We start from the raw sequence: 16,090 nt of genomic DNA on the forward strand, positions 1-16,090 counted from the left end.
ACCGGCCGGCCGATCGGCTCGCGGACACGGGGGCTCCCCGCAGGAAAGACGGTCTCGTGCGCACCAGCACCGGTACTGCGTCCACGACGCAGCAGCTGCCCTCGCACTGACGACCCCTGCTCCCGCCCGCTGACCGGGCGGACGCGCGCTCCCGCCCCGGCGGAGAGCGATGGTCGTCGTGCGCCGACGCGACCACCGGGAGCACCGTGCCCTTCTCTTCACCGACCCCTCCGTCCCTCGTCCTCACCGACTGCTCGTTCGCCTGGCCGGACGGCTCGATCGTCCTCGACCACGTGACCGCCGCCTTCGGCCGCGGCCGCACCGCCCTCGTCGGAGCCAACGGCGCCGGCAAGTCCACGCTCGTGCGGCTCGTCTCCGGCGACCTCGTGCCGACGGGAGGGACCGTCACCGCGACCGGCGCGGTCGACCTGCTGCCGCAGCGCCTGCCGCGCGGCGCCGACGACACCGTCGCCGATCTGCTCGGAATCCGCGGCCGGCTCGACGCGCTGCACGCGATCCTGGCCGGCGACGCCGGGGCGGACCGCTTCGAGGCGCTCGCCGACGACTGGGACGTCGAGGCCCGGGCCGTCGCCGCGCTGGGCACTGCCGGACTCGACCTCGACGCCGCCGATCTGCTCCGGCCCGTCTCGATGCTCTCCGGCGGGCAGGCGGTCCTCGCGGCCGTGACGGGGGTGGCGCTGCGCGGCCGGCCGATCGCGGTGCTCGACGAGCCGACGAACGACCTCGACCGCCGCTCCCGGCAGCTGCTGCTCGCGCTCGTCGACGGCTGGCGCGGCACCCTCGTCGTCGTCAGCCACGACCGGGAGCTGCTCGAGCACGTCGACGAGATCGCGGAGCTGCGCGACGCCGAGCTGCGCACCTCGGCGGGCACGTTCTCCGACTTCGAGGAGCGGCTCGCCGTCGAGCGCGCGGCCGTCGAGCGCGACGTCCGCGTCGCCGAGCAGGTGCTGCGCGCCGAGAAGCGGCAGCGGATCGAGGCGCAGACGACGATCGCCCGGCGCGCGAAGGCGGGGGAGAAGTCGGGGCGGTCGATGCCGAAGGGCGCCGCCGACTTCCGGCGCGGCCGCGCGGAGGGGACCGCGGGCCGGCTCCGCTCGGGTCACGCCGAGGCCGAGGCGCGCGCGAAGGACCGGGTCGACGAGGCGTCCGGGCGACGCCGCGACGACGACGCGGTGCGGCTCGACCTGCCCGACCCGGGCGTGCCCGCGACGCGGCGGCTCGCCGAGCTGACCGTCCGCGGCCGGACCACGGTGCTCCAGGGGCCGGAGCGCCTCGGCCTGATCGGCGCCAACGGCACCGGGAAGACGCTGCTGCTCGAGCGGCTCGTCGGCGCGGAGCCGGACCGCCCGCATCCGGTGCCCGGCACGGACGCGCGGGCGCTCACCGACCGCATCGGCTACCTCGCCCAGCACCGCGAGGACATGCTCGACGACGACCGCACCGTGCTCGAGCACGTCGCCCGGGCCGCGCCGGACCTGCCGATCCCGGCCCTGCGCGACGCGCTCGCGCGGCTGCTGCTGCGCGGCGCGATCGTCGACCGGCCGGCGTCGACGCTCTCGGGCGGGGAGCGCTTCCGGGTGGCGCTCGCCGGCGTGGTCCTCGCGCGACCGGTGCCGCAGCTGCTCGTGCTCGACGAGCCGACGAACGACCTCGACCTGGCGACGGCCGACCATCTGGTCGAGGTGCTGCGCGCCTGGCGCGGCGGACTGCTCGTCGTCAGCCACGACGACGCGTTCCTCGACCGGCTGGAGCTGGACGGGCGGCTGGTGCTGGACGCGCCGGGGACGGCGGACGCGCCGTGAGCTCAGCCGGTGGGGGTGCCGAGGTCGAGGGCCGCGACGACCTCGGCGACTCGGGCGCGCGCCGGTGCGTCGAGGCCGCGGATCGGGCGGGGCAGGCAGTCCGGGGCGGCGAGGCCGAGCTGCTCGGCGATCGCGGCGATCACCCGGTAGCTGCCGCCGTGCTCGGCGAAGAGGTCCCAGAGCGGCTGCAGCCGGGCGGACTCGGCCTCGGCGGCGGCGCGGTCGCCGGACTGCGCGGCGCGCGCGATCGTCAGCGCGGGGCCGGGGAGCGTGCCGCCGATCACCGAGTACCAGGCGTCGCAGCCGGCGAGCAGGCCGCGGGCGGCGGACGCGTCGCCGGAGACGCCGATCGTGACGCCCGCGGGGACCTGCGCACGGATCGCGGTCACCCGCTCGGCCGCGGCGGCCGGATCGGCGGGGACGCCGGGGATCTTGATCGAGGCGACGCGGGGCAGCCGGGCGATCGCGCCGTACAGCTCGTCGGTCATCGTGACGTGCGTGGTGCCGGGGTTGTCGTAGACGACCAGCGGCACGGAGAGCTGCGCGGTGACGTCCTCGTAGAGGCCGAGGACGTCGTCGTCGGTCAGCGGCTGGTAGCTGACCGGGGCGAGGAGCACCGCCGCGGCGCCCGCCTCCTGCGCGTCCTCCGCGAGGGCGAGCACCTGCGAGGTCCGCAGCGCGCTGATCCGGACGAGCGGCACCTGGCCCGCATGCCGCACCGCGAGCGCGGCCACCCGGCGGCGCTCCTCGCGGTCGAGGTAGGCGGCGGAGCCGGTCGAGCCGAGCGCCCCGATCGAGTCGACACCGGCCGCCGCGAGGCGCTCGACGAGGGCGGCGAACGCCGGCCCGTCGACGGCGTCGTCGCGGAGCGGGGTGAGCGGGAAGGCGCTGAGTCCGGTGAGCACGGTGATCCGTCCGAGGGGTCGTCGCGGGAGGGGGCCCGCCCAGTGTGCGTCGAGCGGGCGGGCGCCCGCGACTCCAGAAGCGCGGGCAGGCGCTGGTCCACGGCGGCGCCCGAGGGGCGGCCCCGGCCGCGCGTGCGCCGCCCCATGCTGGTCGAGTAGCCGCCCGGGGCGGCGTATCGAGACCCGGCGTGCTGGGCGGTGGTGGATCTCGATACGCCCCCTGCGCGGGCTGCTCGATCAGCATGAACGGCCCGCTCGATGCGCATCGTGAGAGGCCTCGCATCGTGAGCAGGCTTCGTCTCCGTCTCCTGCTGGTCTGCGCGGACTGCCGCGCCAGCACCTCACTCTCACCGTCGAGGCCGAATAGAATAAAATAAATAAGATTCGGAGATCGCGATGGCGGAGACAACGCCCAGCCCGTTCACCCCGGGCTACGGGAAGAAGCCTGCCGTCTTCGGCGGCCACGGGGAAGCGCTCACGGAGCTCCGAGCCGTCTTCGACACCCTGGACTTCGGCGAGAACCACTCCGTCCTGGTCTCCGGGCTGCGCGGCGCCGGCAAGACCTCCTTCCTGACCACCCTTCAGGACGACGCTCGCGCCGCCGGGTGGCTGGTGATCAGCGAGGACGCCAGTGCCGGTCTCCTCGACCGGGTGATGGACTCCACGATCCCCGCCCTGATCAACGACATGACCCCGGGCAGCCGCGCACGACTGACCTCGCTCGGGCTATGGGAGTTCAGCGCCGAGATCGAGTACGTCGAACGGCACCGCAGCGTGAAACCGCAGCTGCGGTACGACCTCGTCGCTCTGTCCTCCGCGCTGGGCGGGGAGGGCGGCATCCTCATCACCATCGACGAGGTCTCCTCCGGCAAGGTCCGCCTGCGGGAGCTGAGCCGATTCGCGCTGCAGGTCTCGCACGCGCTTCAGGACGGTGCGCAGATCATGGTCGTCTTCGCCGGGGTGAAGGTCGGCCTCGACGCACTCCTCGCCGAGGAGCACACCACCTTCCTCCGGCGTTCTCGGGAGGTCGAATTCGAGCGGCTGTCCGCGCCGGAGACCAGCCGAGTCTTCACGGAGACCGCTGGCCTCGGCGGACGGAGGATCGACGAGGAGGCGCTCGCCGTGCTCGTCTCCCTCTCGCAGGGCTATCCGTACCTGGTGCAGCTGGCCGGCGACTACGCCTGGCGGAACCGCTCCACTGCACCCACGATCAGCCTCGCCGACGCCACCGTCGCGCACGACAGGGCCATCAAGGCGGTCGAGAGTCGAGTCATCAGCCGCGTCTACGGCGACCTCTCCGACGTCGACCAGAAGTTCCTCGACGCGATGGCCGAGGACGACGACCGCACGAAGATCGCCGACATCGCGAAGCGCATGGACGTCTCCGACGCGTACGTCCAGGTCTACAAGAAGCGCCTCATCGACAGCGGCTACGTCCATGCCGCGGGTCGGGGACACGTGCAGTTCTCTCTTCCCTATCTCGGCGCCTACATCCGCCGCAGACTCGCCGCCGAGGCCAGCGATGACGCAGGTGATGGCGGCTGGGACGCCTACCCGGCGCCGGACCTGCCTTCGTGAGCCGTCGGCTCTGCGAAGGCGAGCAGGCGGAGTCCGCCGTCACCCGCCGGCGCCGCACCGCCGGGGGTCTGTTGAACGCGGAGGCTGCGGGCGCTGTCGGTAGATTCGGTCGCGCCGGTGTCGATCGACGCGGGCAGCCCCTCACCCTCAGGAGCCCGGGATGACCGCCCCCACCGTCCTCTTCGTCTGCATCCACAACGCCGGTCGCTCGCAGATGGCCGCCGGCTACCTGCGCGAGCTCTCGGGCGGAGCCGTGCAGGTGCGCTCCGGCGGCTCCGAGCCGGGCGAGAGCATCAACCCGGTCGCGGTCGCGGCGATGGCGGAGGAGGGCATCGACATCTCGCAGGCCGTACCGCAGCTGATGACGACCGAGCAGGTGCAGGCCTCGGACGTCGTGATCACGATGGGCTGCGGCGACGTCTGCCCGGTCTTCCCCGGCAAGCGCTACGAGGACTGGGACCTCGCCGACCCCAAGGGCCGCCCCCTCGAGGAGGTCCGCCCGATCCGCGACGACATCCGCGCCCGCGTGCAGGCGCTGGTGGCGGAGCTGCTGCCGGCCGAGTAGCGGGCCCCGCATGGTGGTCGAGTAGGCGCCTCCGGCCGCGTATCGAGCGGTGAAGCCGCTTCGCGTCTCGGTGGTGAGGGAGAGGACGCGGCTGCGCCGCCTCATGCTGGTCGAGTAGCCCCGCAGGGGCGTATCGAGACCCGCCGTCGTCAGTAGGGCGGTCTGCAGACTCGTCCTCTGACGCTGGTGGATCTCGATACGCCCGCTCTGCGGGCTACTCGATCAGCATGGGTGGGGCCTGCGCGGCGGGCTGCGCGATCAGCATGAATCCTCGAACGGACCCGCGAGGGGCCTCGCGCCCCGAGCAGGCCCCGGTGCGCGTCCAGTCGGAGGCGGTGAGGCACGCGAGGGGACGCGTATCGGGGTCTGGTTCTGTGTCGGGCCCCGATTCGAGTCCACTCGCGGGTCGACACCTGCTGGTCGAGTAGGCGCCGGAGGCGGCGTATCGAGACCCGGCGTGCTGGAGACGGTGGATCTCGATACGCCCGCTGCGCGGGCTACTCGATCAGCATGGAGGGGTCCGCGATCCGGGCGCGGGCGCTCCGCAGTGCCTCCGCGCGCTCGGCGGCGTCGAGGCGGGCGGGTGCGTAGGTGACGACGGGCGGCAGGACCTCGTAGCCGACGAACTCGAGCATGCCGCGGTGGATGTGCGAGAGGAAGACGTCCAGCTCGCCGTAGCCGTCGGCGGCGCCGGGCGCGAACGCCGGCTCCCCGCCGCCGGTGGTCAGGAGCAGGACGGCCCGCCGTCCGCGCAGCCCGCCCTCGGCGAAGACGCCGTGCTCGCCGCCGAACGCGGCGCCCATCACGAAGACCCGGTCCACCCAGCCCTTGAGGATCGCCGGCATCGAGAACCACCAGAGCGGGAACGAGAGCACCAGGAGGTCAGCCTCCCGCAGTGCGTCGAGGTGCGACTGCACCGGGTCTCCGAGCGTGCCCGCGGCGACGGCGGCGCTCTGCTCGGCCTGCGGCTTGAAGTGTCCGGCCGCGCTCGCGAACTGGTCGCGGTGCAGGACGGGGTCCCAGCCGTCCGCGTAGAGGTCGATCCGTCGCACCTCGATCCCGTCCGCGCGCAGCTGCTCGGCCACCGCGTCGGCCTGGGCGGAGGAGAACGAGCCCGGTTCCGGGTGGGCGTGGACGAGGAGGGCGCGGCGCACCGGGGCAGCCGTCGACGAGGTGCTCATGCCGCCATCGTATCGACGATCCTCGAAACGTCGCTACGTTCCGAGCACTAGAGAGTGTCCCCGAGGCGGTGCAGGAGGTCGTCGACGTCCGCGGCGTTCCGGCGGTAGTGCGTGTACTTCCCCACCCGCGTCGAGCGCACGAGGCCGGCGCGCTCCAGCGACCCCATGTAGGAGGAGATGGTGGACTGCGCGAGGCCGGTCTTCGCGGCGAGATGGGTGACGCACACGCCGAACTCCGCGCGGTCGGCGATGGGCTCGTACTCGCTGAAGGAGGCCTCGGGCGTCCGCAGCCACTCCATGATCTGCAGGCGGGTGGGGTTGCCCAGCGCCTTCAGCACCTCGACGGTCCGCATGTCCACCGGGCCATTCTCCTCCCCGGGCCGGGCGTCAGCGGATGGCGTGGCCCGGGTTCCGCTCGTCGTAGCGGTCGCGGGCCGCGGCGATCGCCGGCCGCTGCTCGAGCGACCAGTCGGCGAGGGCCTTCACGAGATGGGTGAGGCTGCTGCCGGACGCGGTGAGGGCGTAGGACACCTGCGCCGGCACCGTCGGGAAGACGGTCCGCACGACCAGGCCGTCGCGCTCGAGGCGGCGGAGGGTCAGCGTCAGCATGCGCTGCGAGATCCCGTCGATCGCGCGCTGGAGCTCGCGGAAGCGCCGGTCGCCGCTCGCGAGCTCGACGATCACGAGCACCGACCAGGTGTCGCCGACCCGCGTCAGGACGTCGCGGATGCCGCAGTCGGGATGGTCCTCCCGGCCGCAGGGCTCGAGGTCCGCGGTTACTCCGGTGTGCGTGAGTGACACGAGAGTGCCTCCTTGTCGGGGCTGACGGGGCGCAGCACGATCAGAGCGTAGTCATCCCGAAGAACCACGAAAGGTGAGACCGTGATCCTCGTCACCGGCGCGACCGGGCAGCTCGGCTCCGCGGTCCTCGAGACCCTCCTCCGGCGCGGCGTCCCCGCGATCGGCAGCAGCCGCCGGGAGCGGCCGGGCCTGCGGAGGATCGACCTCGACGATCTGTCGACCGTCTCCTTCGCCGGCGTGGACACCCTCGTCCTCGTGTCGGCGGGGGAGGCGGAGGACGACGTCGTCGTCGCGCGGCACGAGGCGGCGCTCGCCGCGGCGGAGCGCGACGGCGTCGGGCACGTCGTGTAAACGAGCGTCACCGCGGCCGGCGACCACCTCGCCTTCGCCCTCGCGCACCGCTGGACCGAGCGCCGTCTCGCCCGCGGAGCCGTCCGCTGGACGGTCCTCCGCAACGGCCTCTACGCCGACCTCTTCGGCTCGCTGCTCACCTGGTCCGGGCCGCGGCTCGTCTCGGCGTTCGGCGAGGGAGCGCTGGCCGCCGTCGCCCGCGAGGACCTGGCGGACGTCGCCGCGACAGTGGCCGCGGCGCCGGGGGAGCACGAGGGTCGGTGCTACGACCTGGTGGGGCCGGGCACCACCGCGGCCGACGTCGCAGGCCGGCTGGGCGTCCCGCTCGACGACCTCGATCTCGCGGAGCGCCGGGCGTCGTACGGGGCAGCGGAACTGAAGCCGTTCCAGCCCGCGATGCTGATGTCGATCCACTCGGCGGTGCGCCACGGCTTCCTCGGGGAGCCGAGCGGCGACCTGGCCGCACTCCTCGGCCGGGAGCCGGTCGACACCGTCGGCGTGGCGGCCGCCGCCGCCCTGGCGACGCGGCCGGAGCGTCCTCAGGGGGTCTGAACGCCGTCGAGCACGGCCAGGCCGAGGGCGGCGAGGGTCTCCTCGTTGCGCCGGTAGTGCGACCACGGGCCGATTCGGGTGCAGGTGACCAGGCCGGCGCGCTGCAGGGTCGCCATGAACTGCGACGCCGTGGACTGCGACACCTCGGCGCGGGCCTGGATGTGCTTGAGGCACACGCCGACCTCCTCGGCCGGTCGGTCCTGCGGGGGGAAGGACGCGGGCTCCTTCAGCCAGCCGAGGATCGCCAGCCGGGTCGGGTGCCCGAGCGCCTTGAAGGCCGTCACCAGTTCCTCGTCGCTCAGCTCCGTCATGCCGCCAGTCTATCGCGATATCGCGATCTGCCGATGTCTGCTAGACAGGGCATCGTGAAAACGCGATGTGAGGAGAGAACCGCATGACGAGGACAGCACTGGTGATCGGAGCGCGAGGAGTGATCGGGGGGAATCTGATCCGGCACCTCGAGCAGGTCGGCGGCTGGGACGTCGTCGGCGTCTCGCGGCGCGGCGGTGCGGACACCGCCCGGGTGCGGCAGATCGCGGTCGACCTGCTCGACCGGGAGGCGACGGCGGCGGCCCTGGCGGGGGAGGCGGCGGTCACCCACGTCTTCTACGCGGCCTACCAGGACCGGCCGACCTGGGCGGAGCTGGTCGCACCGAACCTGGCGATGCTCACCCACGTCGTCGACGCCGTCGAGCCCATCGCCCCGGGTCTCGAGCACATCTCGCTCATGCAGGGCTACAAGGTCTACGGCGCGCACCTCGGGCCGTTCGCCACGCCCGCGCGGGAGGACGACCCGCCGCACATGCCGCCGGAGTTCAACGTCGATCAGCAGCGCTTCCTCGAGCTCCGGCGGGTGGGCGCCCGGTGGTCCTGGTCCGCGCTGCGTCCGTCGGTGGTCGCCGGCGTCGGCCTCGGCAACCCGATGAACCTCGCGATGGTGATCGCCGTGTACGCGTCGATGAGCCGGGAGCTCGGGATCCCGCTCCGCTTCCCCGGGGCGCCCGGCGCCTACACGAGCCTGATCGAGATGACCGACGCGGACCTCCTCGCGAAGGCCACGGTCTGGGCGGCGACCGACCCGGGCAGCCGCGATCAGGCCTACAACATCACCAACGGCGATCTGTTCCGCTGGTCGTCGATGTGGCCGAGGATCGCCGCGTTCTTCGACCTCGAGGTCGCTCCGCCACTGCCGATGAGCCTCGACGAGGTGATGGCCGACAAGGGCGAGCTCTGGCAGGCGATGATCGAGCGCCACGGGCTCGTCCCCACGCCCTACGAGGACGTGTCGTCCTGGCGGTTCGGCGACTTCGTCTTCGGCTGGGACTACGACGTCATCGCCGACAGCTCGAAGTCGCGGCGCGCGGGCTTCTACGAGTACGTCGACACCGAGGCGATGTTCCTGCGCCTCTTCCAGGACCTCCGCGACCGGCGCCTGATCCCCTGAGCGGCGCGGCCGTGCCGGCTGCGGGAACCTCGATGCTTCCGCTGCGCGGGCTGCTCGATCAGCAGGGTTCCTCGAACGGACCCGTGTGGGGCGCCGAGTCTCGAGCAGGCCCCGGTAGGCGTCCAGTCGGAGGCGCTGAGGCGCGCGAGAGGACGCGTATCGGGGTCCGGCCCTCAGCCGGGAGCCGTTCCGGGTCCACTCGCGGGAGGACCCCTGCTGGTCGAGTAGCCCCGCAGGGGCGTATCGAGACCCGGCGTCATCAGCAGGCAGGTCTGCAGATCCGTTGTCCGATCACGGGGATCTCGATACGCCCGCGCTGCGGGCTACTCGATCAGCATGGGTGCGCGGGGTGCGCGATCAGCGGAGTGCGCCGGCGGCGGGGGCTCGTGGAGCGGGTTCCGACCACTGCCGCCGGCGGCGCGCTCATGCTGGTCGAGTAGCCGCCCGCAGGCGGCGTATCGAGACCCACCCTCCTGAACCCGATGCGCCCGATCCGCGGCCTCCTCGATCAGCACGAATCCTCGACTGGATCCGCGACGGGCCTCGAGTCCCGAGCAGGCCCCTGTCCGCGTCCACTCGGCGGGGCCGGCTCGCGCGGGTGGACGCGCGTCGGGCCCTGCGGCTGGGCCGGAGCCCGTTCCGGGTCCACTCGCGCGCCCGCCGCATGCTGGTCGAGTAGCCGCCGGCGGCGGCGTATCGAGACCCGGCGTGCTGGGCACGGTGGATCTCGATACGCCCGCTGCGCGGGCTACTCGATCAGCATGAAGGGGCAGCTCGATCGGCAGGGGGTCGATGGGGCCGGCGGGTGCGGTGCCCGCGAGCGTTCGGTATCGTGGCGCGCTCCGAGACCCAAGGGGGCATCGTGAACCGTCCGCACGTCACCGCAGGAGCCGCCGGGGTCCTCCTGCTCGCGCTCGCCGGCTGCACGCCGCCCGCGCCGGAGGGGTCCGGCGGCGGGCTCGACCTCGCCGTGTCCGCGGTCTGCGAGGCCGGCGTCGATCCGCAGTGCGTCGCGGTCGGCGGTCAGGACGTGCTCGTCGACCCGGCGGCGTTCACCCGGGCGGGAGTCGCCTCGGTCGAGGTGTCCGGCACCGGCGACGCCCGGACCGTCGACGTGCGCTTCGACGAGGACGGCGCCGCGCTCTTCCAGGACGCGACGGCGGAGGCGGCCGGCGCCGGCCCGGACGCGCGCCTGCTGCTGCGCGCCGGCGACGTGGTCGTCTCGGCCGCGGCGGTGATGCAGGCGATCGAGGGCGACTCGGTGCAGATCCTCCCGGGCGACGAGGACGCGCAGGAGCTCGCCGATCGCATCCGCGCGGGCTGACCCGAGCGGTCAGGACGCCGGCGGCTCCTCCACGCCGAGCTGCACCGCCAGCTCCATGCAGCGCACGCGGGCGGGGGAGAAGTCGTAGGGCAGGCTCCGGATGACGTCCGCCGCGCTTCGGGCGCGCGGATCGGCCGCGGGGGCGGGCGTCTCGGTGTCCTCGGGCGGGTGCCGCTGGTCCCAGGCGTCGAAGAGGGCGTCGTCCTCCTCCAGCTGACCGGACTCCACGCAGACGCGCAGCAGCTCGGTCTCGAAGGCGTGCCGCTCGGCCGCCACCTGCGCCACCCGGGGGTCGTCGACGGCGACCGAATCGTCCAGGGCCTCCTCGGCGGCGTCGACGCGGTCGGACGCGGCGCGCAGGTCGGGATGCGCGGCGAGGGCGGCGAAGCGGCCCGCCTGGACCGCGGCACCGAGGGGACCGAAGACCCGCTCGGTCACCAGCAGGGTGTCCAGGTCGTCCTGGCGCAGCGAGCCCTCGGGCGCGCCCTCGAGGCGGCCGGACACGAGGTCGTCGAGCAGGCCCAGCCGGCTGCCGAGCGTGCGCATGCGCTGCACCGAGGCCCGCTGCCGCTGCAGCTCGGCCTCCTGCGCGGCGAGGGTGTCCTCCAGCCGCGCGAGGACGTCCGCGACCTCGTCCGCGCCGTCCGCGACCACCGGCTCGGCGCCGGCGAAGGCGTCGCGGATGTCGTCGAGGGCGATCCCGGCGTCGGCCGTCCGGCGGATCCAGAGCAGCCGGACGATCTCCGCGTGCCCGTACCGGCGACGCCCGTCGCCGCCCCGCTCGCGCTCGGGGAGCAGGCCGATCTGGTGGTAGTGCCGGATCGTCCGGGGCGTGATGCCGACGAACGCCGCGGCGTCGCCGATCAGGACCTCACGGAGCGGGGTCGGGAACGAGAGCATGGCGGGCCTTCCGGGTCGGGTCGGGACGTGCTTCGAGCAGACCACATGACGCTGCGGCAGGAGCAAGGCGTGCGACGTCTCCGGGGACGGTGGATCTCGATACGCCCGCGGGGCGGGCTACTCGATCAGCATGCGGGGGCCCGCTGCGCGGGCTGCTCGATCAGCATGGACTCGGGCGGCCCTATCACGGGGGAGGGGACGGTCTGCGCCGCCATGCGTGCTGGTCGAGTAGCCGCCGGAGGCGGCGTATCGAGACCCACCCCTCCGAGAGGCGTGCCTCTCCTTGAGCAGGCAGCGGTCAGGCGCGCGGGCGCGGGGCCGCGGCGCTCTCGCGGAGGACGAGCTCCGGGAGCTCGGAGGAGAAGGCGGCGCCCGTGCGGCCCTCCATCGCGGGCAGGAGCAGGCCGAAGCCGCGGCGGCCGAGGCCGGCGAAGTCCTGGCGGACGGTCGTCAGGGCCGGCGTCCACATCCGGGCGAGCGGGTGGTCGTCGAAGCCGACGACGCTGATGTCCTCGGGGACGCGCAGCCCGGCCTCGGTGATGCCCTTGATCACTCCCATCGCGATCTCGTCGTTGCCGCAGAAGACGGCGGTGACGCTGGGGTCCTCGACCAGCCGAGCGGCGAGCAGTCGCCCGGACTCGGGCTCCCAGGTCGCCTCGAGCGGGGTCGGCGCCGTGGCTACTCCCGCGGCCTTCAGCGCGCGGCGCCAGCCGGTCGTGCGGCCGTCCTCGCGCCGCGACGGCGGGATGCGGATGTGGTGCACCGTCGCGTGGCCCAGCTCGAGCAGGTGCTCGGTCAGCGCCTGGGCCGCGCGGAGCTCGTCGAGCACCGCCTGCGGCCGCCGCCCGCGGACCCCCGAGAGCGCGACGACCGGCACGGTCTCCGGGATCGCCGCGAGCACGGCCACGCCGGGCGGATCGAATTTGAGGACGACGATGCCGTCGGGGCTCTGGTCGAGCACCGAGGAGAGCGCCCGCTCGACGTGCTCCGGGTCCGCCGACTCGACGACGGTGATGGTGACGGTCCAGCCGCCGGCGCGCGCCTCCTCCTCGATGCCGCGGATCGCCTCGGCGTAGCCGTACTGCGAGGTGTTGCCGGCGACGACGGCGATGGTGCGCGAGCGCCGGGTGACGAGGTTCCGGGCGACGGCGCTGGGCCGGTAGTTGAGCTCGGCGATGGCCGCGAGCACCCGCTCACGCTTGTCGGGAGCGACCCGCGCGGCGCCGGTCAGCACCCGCGACACGGTCGGCACCGAGACGCCGGCGAGGCGGGCGACGTCGGCGATGACCGGGGCCCTCGTCGACTTGTCGCGCGTCACGCCGTCCCGCTTCCGTCCTCGACCGTCCTGCAAGTGCCCGGCGAGCCACGACGGAGCGAGGGCGACCGGCTCGGTGCCGCGGGCTCCGGCGGTGGTCACTTCACCGCGCCGCTCGTGATGCCGGAGATGATCTTGCGCTGCGCGAAGACGAACACCAGGAGCAGGGGCAGGCTCATGAGGATGATATAGGAGAAGATCAGGTGCCAGTTCTGCAGGTAGAGCCCGGCGCTGGCGACCTGGTAGAGGTTCAGCGGCAGGGTGTCGAGCCGGCCGCCGACCACGAAGAGCGCGTAGAAGACGTCGTTCCAGATGTAGAGGCAGATCAGGATCGTCGCGGTCGCGAGCACCGGCATCAGCAGCGGCAGGATGATCGTGAAGAACACCCGGATCGGCCGCGCGCCGTCGACGCGGGCCGCCTCCTCCAGCTCCGCGGGGATGGTGCGGACGAAGCCGGTGACGAAGAAGATCACGGTCGAGAGGTACATCCCCATGTACACGCCGACCATGCCGACGGCGGTGCCGGCGAGCCCGAGCTGGCGCAGCAGCAGCACCACGGTGACCACCGCCGGCGGCAGGACGATGCCGCTGATGGCGAGCGCGTAGACGACGGCCATCCCGCGACCGGTGCGGCGGCCGAGGATCCAGGCGGCCATCGAGCCCAGCACGAGGACGCCGAGCACCGAGGGCACCATCACGAGGACGCTGCCGAGGAACGCGGGGACCATGCGGCCGTCGGTGAAGACCGTCGCGAAGTTCTCGAAGAGCTGCCATTGCGAGGGGGCGGCGAGGTTCGGGTTCAGCGCCTCCGCCTGGGTCTTGCCCGCGGTGCTGATGATCAGCCAGAACGGCACGCCGAGCAGCAGGGCGACGCTCGCGAGGGCGGCGATCGGCTGCAGCAGCGGGCGGCGGGAGCGGCGGACCCGCGACTCCGGTGCCGCGGGAGTGGAGGTGACCGGTCGCTCGATGACGGTGCTCACAGGACGTCCTCTCGACGGCGCAGGGTGCGGATGACGGGGAAGGCGAGGACGGCGACGGTGACGAAGAGGATCAGGCTCATCGTGGTCGCCTGGGCGAACAGGCCCTGGCCGAAGGTGCGGAAGATGAAGATGTTGAGCAGCTCGGTCGTGCCGCCGGGGCCGCCCTCGGTGGTGGCCTGGACGATGTCGAAGCCGTTCATCGAGCCGAGCAGCGCGGTGGCGACGTTGAAGGTCAGCGCCGGCGCGATCAGCGGGAAGCGGATGTCGCGGAAGGTCTGCCACCAGGAGGAGCCGTCCAGGCGCGCGGCCTCGAGCACGTCGCCGGAGATCGTCTTGAGCCCGGCCAGGTAGATCAGCATCGACAGGCCCATCCACTTCCAGGAGTGGATCAGCGCGACGACGACGATCGTCCAGGTGGTGTCCCCGAGCCAGGCGATCGAGACCGGCTGCCCGGAGACGAAGGAGAGGATCCCGTTCAGCGCACCGTCGGGCTTCAGCAGTGCCTGGAACACGTAGCCGACCGCGAGGGCGGACATGATCACCGGGATGAAGAACATCACCCGGGCGAAGCGGTTGACCCGGGTGTCCTTCTCCAGCAGCAGCGCGAGGATCAGGCCGAAGACGTTCTGGAAGACCGCGACGAGCACCGCGTAGACCAGCGTCACCCGCAGCGCCTGGATCAGCGTGCCGCTCTGGAAGAGGTCGACGAAGTTCGCGACGCCGACGAAGCCGATGGCGGCCTTGAAGCTGGACCAGTCGGTGAAGGCGTAGACGAAGTTGAACACCGTCGGCACGAAGAAGAAGACGATCAGGACCAGCAGGGCCGGCACGAGGAAGACCAGCGGGTGGTCGGAGCGGCGCCCGCTCGGCATGCCGCCGGTCTTCACGGCGCGGGCGAGGACCCGGGGTGGCGCGGCGGCTCGGGTGGTGGACACGCGGGGCACTGCCTTTCGAGAGAGGGGGTCGTGCGCGGGAGGGTCCGGGGCCCGCCGTCGTGGCCGGGCCCCGGTGTCGAGCGGCTAGAAGCCGGTGGCGCCCTGCGCCTTCGCGAGCTGCGCGAACTGGTCCTGCGTGGCCTGCGCGACCTGCTCCGGGGTCTTGGTGCCCTGGATCATGTCGGCGAGGTAGATGTACAGGTCGGGGTTCGCGATCGCCTGGGCCTGCATCGAGCCGACCGAGTCGCCGACGGAGTCGCTGACCGAGACGAGCGCGGTGGGCACGGTGTCGGGCGTGGTGACCGAGGGCTGGAGCGAGATGGTGTCCTGCGCGGTGACGAAGTCCGAGTAGCCGTCGCCGAGCCAGTAGGAGAGGAGCTGGCGCGAGGCCGCCTCCTTCTTCTCGTCTCCGGTCGCGAAGGCGACGAGCGCGTTCGACTGGTCCGGGATGAAGGTGCCGACGTTGCCCGAGGGCGAGATCGGGAAGAAGCCGATGGTGTCGTTGAGCGTCGCGGTGTCGGACAGCGACTGCAGCTGGCCGAAGAAGGAGTTGACCTGGACGACCATCGCGGCGTCGCCGGCGAGCAGGGCCGCGCCCTGGTCCTCGAAGGTGGCGGTCTTGATGTCCTCGTTGAACAGGCCCTCGTCGATCAGACCCTTGTAGGTGTCGATCGTGCCCTGGATCGTCGGGTCGGTGAACTTCTCCTCGCCCGAGTTCACGCGGTCCCAGAGGCCGTCCTTCGCGGCGTCGGCGAGCTGCACCTGCACCCACCACTGGGTGGCCCAGCGGTCGGCGCCCATCTCGAAGAACGGGGTGACGCCCTTGTCCTTCAGCTGCCGGCCGAGCTCGACGAACGAGTCCCAGTCGGTCGGCGTCTCCGTGATGCCGTTCGCCTCGAAGACCTTCTTGTTGTAGTAGACGCCCTCGACCGCGGGCGTGGTCACCAGCGCGGCGTAGCGGGTGTCGTCGAGCAGGCCGGTGATGTCCTTCAGCGAGGGGTCGACGTCCTCGAGCCAGGGCGCTCCGTCGAGGCTCTGCAGGTTGGTCGACGCGTTCAGCGCGGTGAGCTGCGAGGCGGTGGGCTGCCAGAAGGCGAGGTCGGGCTTGTCGCCGGTGGCGACCTTGGTCTGCACGCCCTGCTCGTAGGGGTCCGGGATGGTCTCGACGTCGACGCTGGCGCCGGTGAGCTCCTCGAAGCCCTCGATGACCGACTCCGGGACGGTGTTGGAGTTCTGCGCGGCCCAGATGGTGAGGTCGGTGCCGGACAGGTCGGCGTCCTGGGCGGGCCAGGAGGCGGGCGCGGCGTCGCCGCCCGCGGTGCCGCCGCCGGCCCCGGGGTCGCTGCAGCCGGCGAGGAGCAGGGCGGAGGCGGCAGTGAGGACGGCTGCGCTGAGGAGTGACTTCTTCATCGAAATACTCGAGCTTTCTGTGAGGG

Annotated in this window: 17 protein-coding genes; 7 read left to right on the forward strand and 10 right to left on the reverse strand. The window is 72.7% G+C overall.

What is annotated here, in order from left to right:
• Positions 1 to 206: 206 nt before the first annotated feature.
• Positions 207 to 1,823, forward strand: coding sequence for an ATP-binding cassette domain-containing protein (locus tag C1I64_RS16655; protein WP_127887968.1), 1,617 nt, complete (start codon positions 207 to 209; stop codon positions 1,821 to 1,823).
• 2 nt (positions 1,824 to 1,825) lie between these two features.
• Here C1I64_RS16655 and C1I64_RS16660 read toward each other — a convergent pair whose 3' ends face one another.
• The gene (locus C1I64_RS16660) at positions 1,826 to 2,728 is read right to left on the reverse strand and encodes a dihydrodipicolinate synthase family protein (RefSeq protein WP_127887969.1); all 903 of its coding nucleotides are present in this window, start codon (positions 2,726 to 2,728) and stop codon (positions 1,826 to 1,828) included.
• A gap of 396 nt (positions 2,729 to 3,124) precedes the next feature.
• Here C1I64_RS16660 and C1I64_RS16665 point away from each other — a divergent pair, with 396 nt between their 5' ends.
• The gene (locus C1I64_RS16665) at positions 3,125 to 4,306 is read left to right on the forward strand and encodes an ATP-binding protein (RefSeq protein WP_127887970.1); all 1,182 of its coding nucleotides are present in this window, start codon (positions 3,125 to 3,127) and stop codon (positions 4,304 to 4,306) included.
• A 160-nt stretch (positions 4,307 to 4,466) separates the two neighbouring features.
• Positions 4,467 to 4,871 (forward strand): arsenate reductase ArsC, encoded by a 405-nt coding sequence (locus tag C1I64_RS16670; protein WP_123447337.1) that lies wholly within the window; start codon positions 4,467 to 4,469, stop codon positions 4,869 to 4,871.
• Between the two features lie 497 nt (positions 4,872 to 5,368).
• Here the strand turns inward: C1I64_RS16670 and C1I64_RS16675 are convergent, their stop codons facing one another.
• The 3 genes from C1I64_RS16675 to C1I64_RS16685 are packed head-to-tail and all read right to left on the reverse strand — an operon-like array spanning position 5,369 to position 6,853.
• Positions 5,369 to 6,052, reverse strand: coding sequence for an NAD(P)H-dependent oxidoreductase (locus C1I64_RS16675; RefSeq protein ID WP_127887971.1), 684 nt, complete (start codon positions 6,050 to 6,052; stop codon positions 5,369 to 5,371).
• 47 nt (positions 6,053 to 6,099) lie between these two features.
• On the reverse strand, positions 6,100 to 6,405 hold the full coding sequence (locus C1I64_RS16680) for an ArsR/SmtB family transcription factor (protein WP_127888616.1): 306 nt from the start codon (positions 6,403 to 6,405) through the stop codon (positions 6,100 to 6,102).
• Between the two features lie 34 nt (positions 6,406 to 6,439).
• Positions 6,440 to 6,853, reverse strand: coding sequence for a winged helix-turn-helix transcriptional regulator (locus C1I64_RS16685; protein ID WP_127887972.1), 414 nt, complete (start codon positions 6,851 to 6,853; stop codon positions 6,440 to 6,442).
• Positions 6,854 to 6,934: 81 nt separating this feature from the next.
• Here C1I64_RS16685 and C1I64_RS20390 point away from each other — a divergent pair, with 81 nt between their 5' ends.
• Both C1I64_RS20390 and C1I64_RS20395 read left to right on the forward strand, forming a co-directional pair.
• Positions 6,935 to 7,204, forward strand: coding sequence for an NAD-dependent epimerase/dehydratase family protein (locus C1I64_RS20390; RefSeq protein WP_208645151.1), 270 nt, complete (start codon positions 6,935 to 6,937; stop codon positions 7,202 to 7,204).
• 273 nt (positions 7,205 to 7,477) lie between these two features.
• Positions 7,478 to 7,756 (forward strand): hypothetical protein, encoded by a 279-nt coding sequence (locus tag C1I64_RS20395; protein WP_208645152.1) that lies wholly within the window; start codon positions 7,478 to 7,480, stop codon positions 7,754 to 7,756.
• On the opposite strand, the gene C1I64_RS16695 is transcribed toward C1I64_RS20395, so the two are convergent.
• Positions 7,744 to 8,067, reverse strand: coding sequence for an ArsR/SmtB family transcription factor (locus tag C1I64_RS16695; RefSeq protein ID WP_127887973.1), 324 nt, complete (start codon positions 8,065 to 8,067; stop codon positions 7,744 to 7,746). The two genes, C1I64_RS20395 and C1I64_RS16695, sit on opposite strands and share 13 nt — an antisense overlap.
• A gap of 83 nt (positions 8,068 to 8,150) precedes the next feature.
• Between C1I64_RS16695 and C1I64_RS16700 the strand changes: the two genes are divergently transcribed.
• Both C1I64_RS16700 and C1I64_RS16705 read left to right on the forward strand, forming a co-directional pair.
• Positions 8,151 to 9,200, forward strand: coding sequence for an SDR family oxidoreductase (locus C1I64_RS16700; protein WP_127887974.1), 1,050 nt, complete (start codon positions 8,151 to 8,153; stop codon positions 9,198 to 9,200).
• Positions 9,201 to 10,062: 862 nt separating this feature from the next.
• Positions 10,063 to 10,524, forward strand: a complete 462-nt coding sequence (locus C1I64_RS16705; protein ID WP_127887975.1) for a SecDF P1 head subdomain-containing protein — start codon at positions 10,063 to 10,065, stop codon at positions 10,522 to 10,524.
• Between the two features lie 9 nt (positions 10,525 to 10,533).
• Here the strand turns inward: C1I64_RS16705 and C1I64_RS16710 are convergent, their stop codons facing one another.
• From C1I64_RS16710 to C1I64_RS16730, 5 genes are all read right to left on the reverse strand, one after another.
• Positions 10,534 to 11,424: a helix-turn-helix domain-containing protein gene (locus C1I64_RS16710; RefSeq protein ID WP_127887976.1), complete on the reverse strand. Its 891-nt coding sequence runs from the start codon at positions 11,422 to 11,424 to the stop codon at positions 10,534 to 10,536.
• A 298-nt stretch (positions 11,425 to 11,722) separates the two neighbouring features.
• Positions 11,723 to 12,742, reverse strand: a complete 1,020-nt coding sequence (locus tag C1I64_RS16715; protein ID WP_127887977.1) for a LacI family DNA-binding transcriptional regulator — start codon at positions 12,740 to 12,742, stop codon at positions 11,723 to 11,725.
• Positions 12,743 to 12,837: 95 nt separating this feature from the next.
• On the reverse strand, positions 12,838 to 13,719 hold the full coding sequence (locus C1I64_RS16720) for a carbohydrate ABC transporter permease (protein WP_244209511.1): 882 nt from the start codon (positions 13,717 to 13,719) through the stop codon (positions 12,838 to 12,840).
• Positions 13,716 to 14,654 carry a carbohydrate ABC transporter permease gene (locus tag C1I64_RS16725; protein WP_243599493.1) on the reverse strand — a complete coding sequence of 313 codons (939 nt, stop codon included), beginning with the start codon at positions 14,652 to 14,654 and terminating at the stop codon, positions 13,716 to 13,718. Before C1I64_RS16725 ends, C1I64_RS16720 begins: the two co-directional genes overlap by 4 nt.
• Positions 14,655 to 14,738: 84 nt before the next feature.
• A complete protein-coding gene (locus tag C1I64_RS16730; protein WP_127887978.1) occupies positions 14,739 to 16,064 on the reverse strand; it encodes an ABC transporter substrate-binding protein in 1,326 nt (441 codons plus the stop codon).
• Positions 16,065 to 16,090 lie beyond the last annotated feature (26 nt).

Origin of the sequence: Rathayibacter festucae DSM 15932 (genome assembly GCF_004011135.1) — a bacterium.
Lineage (GTDB): Bacteria > Actinomycetota > Actinomycetes > Actinomycetales > Microbacteriaceae > Rathayibacter > Rathayibacter festucae.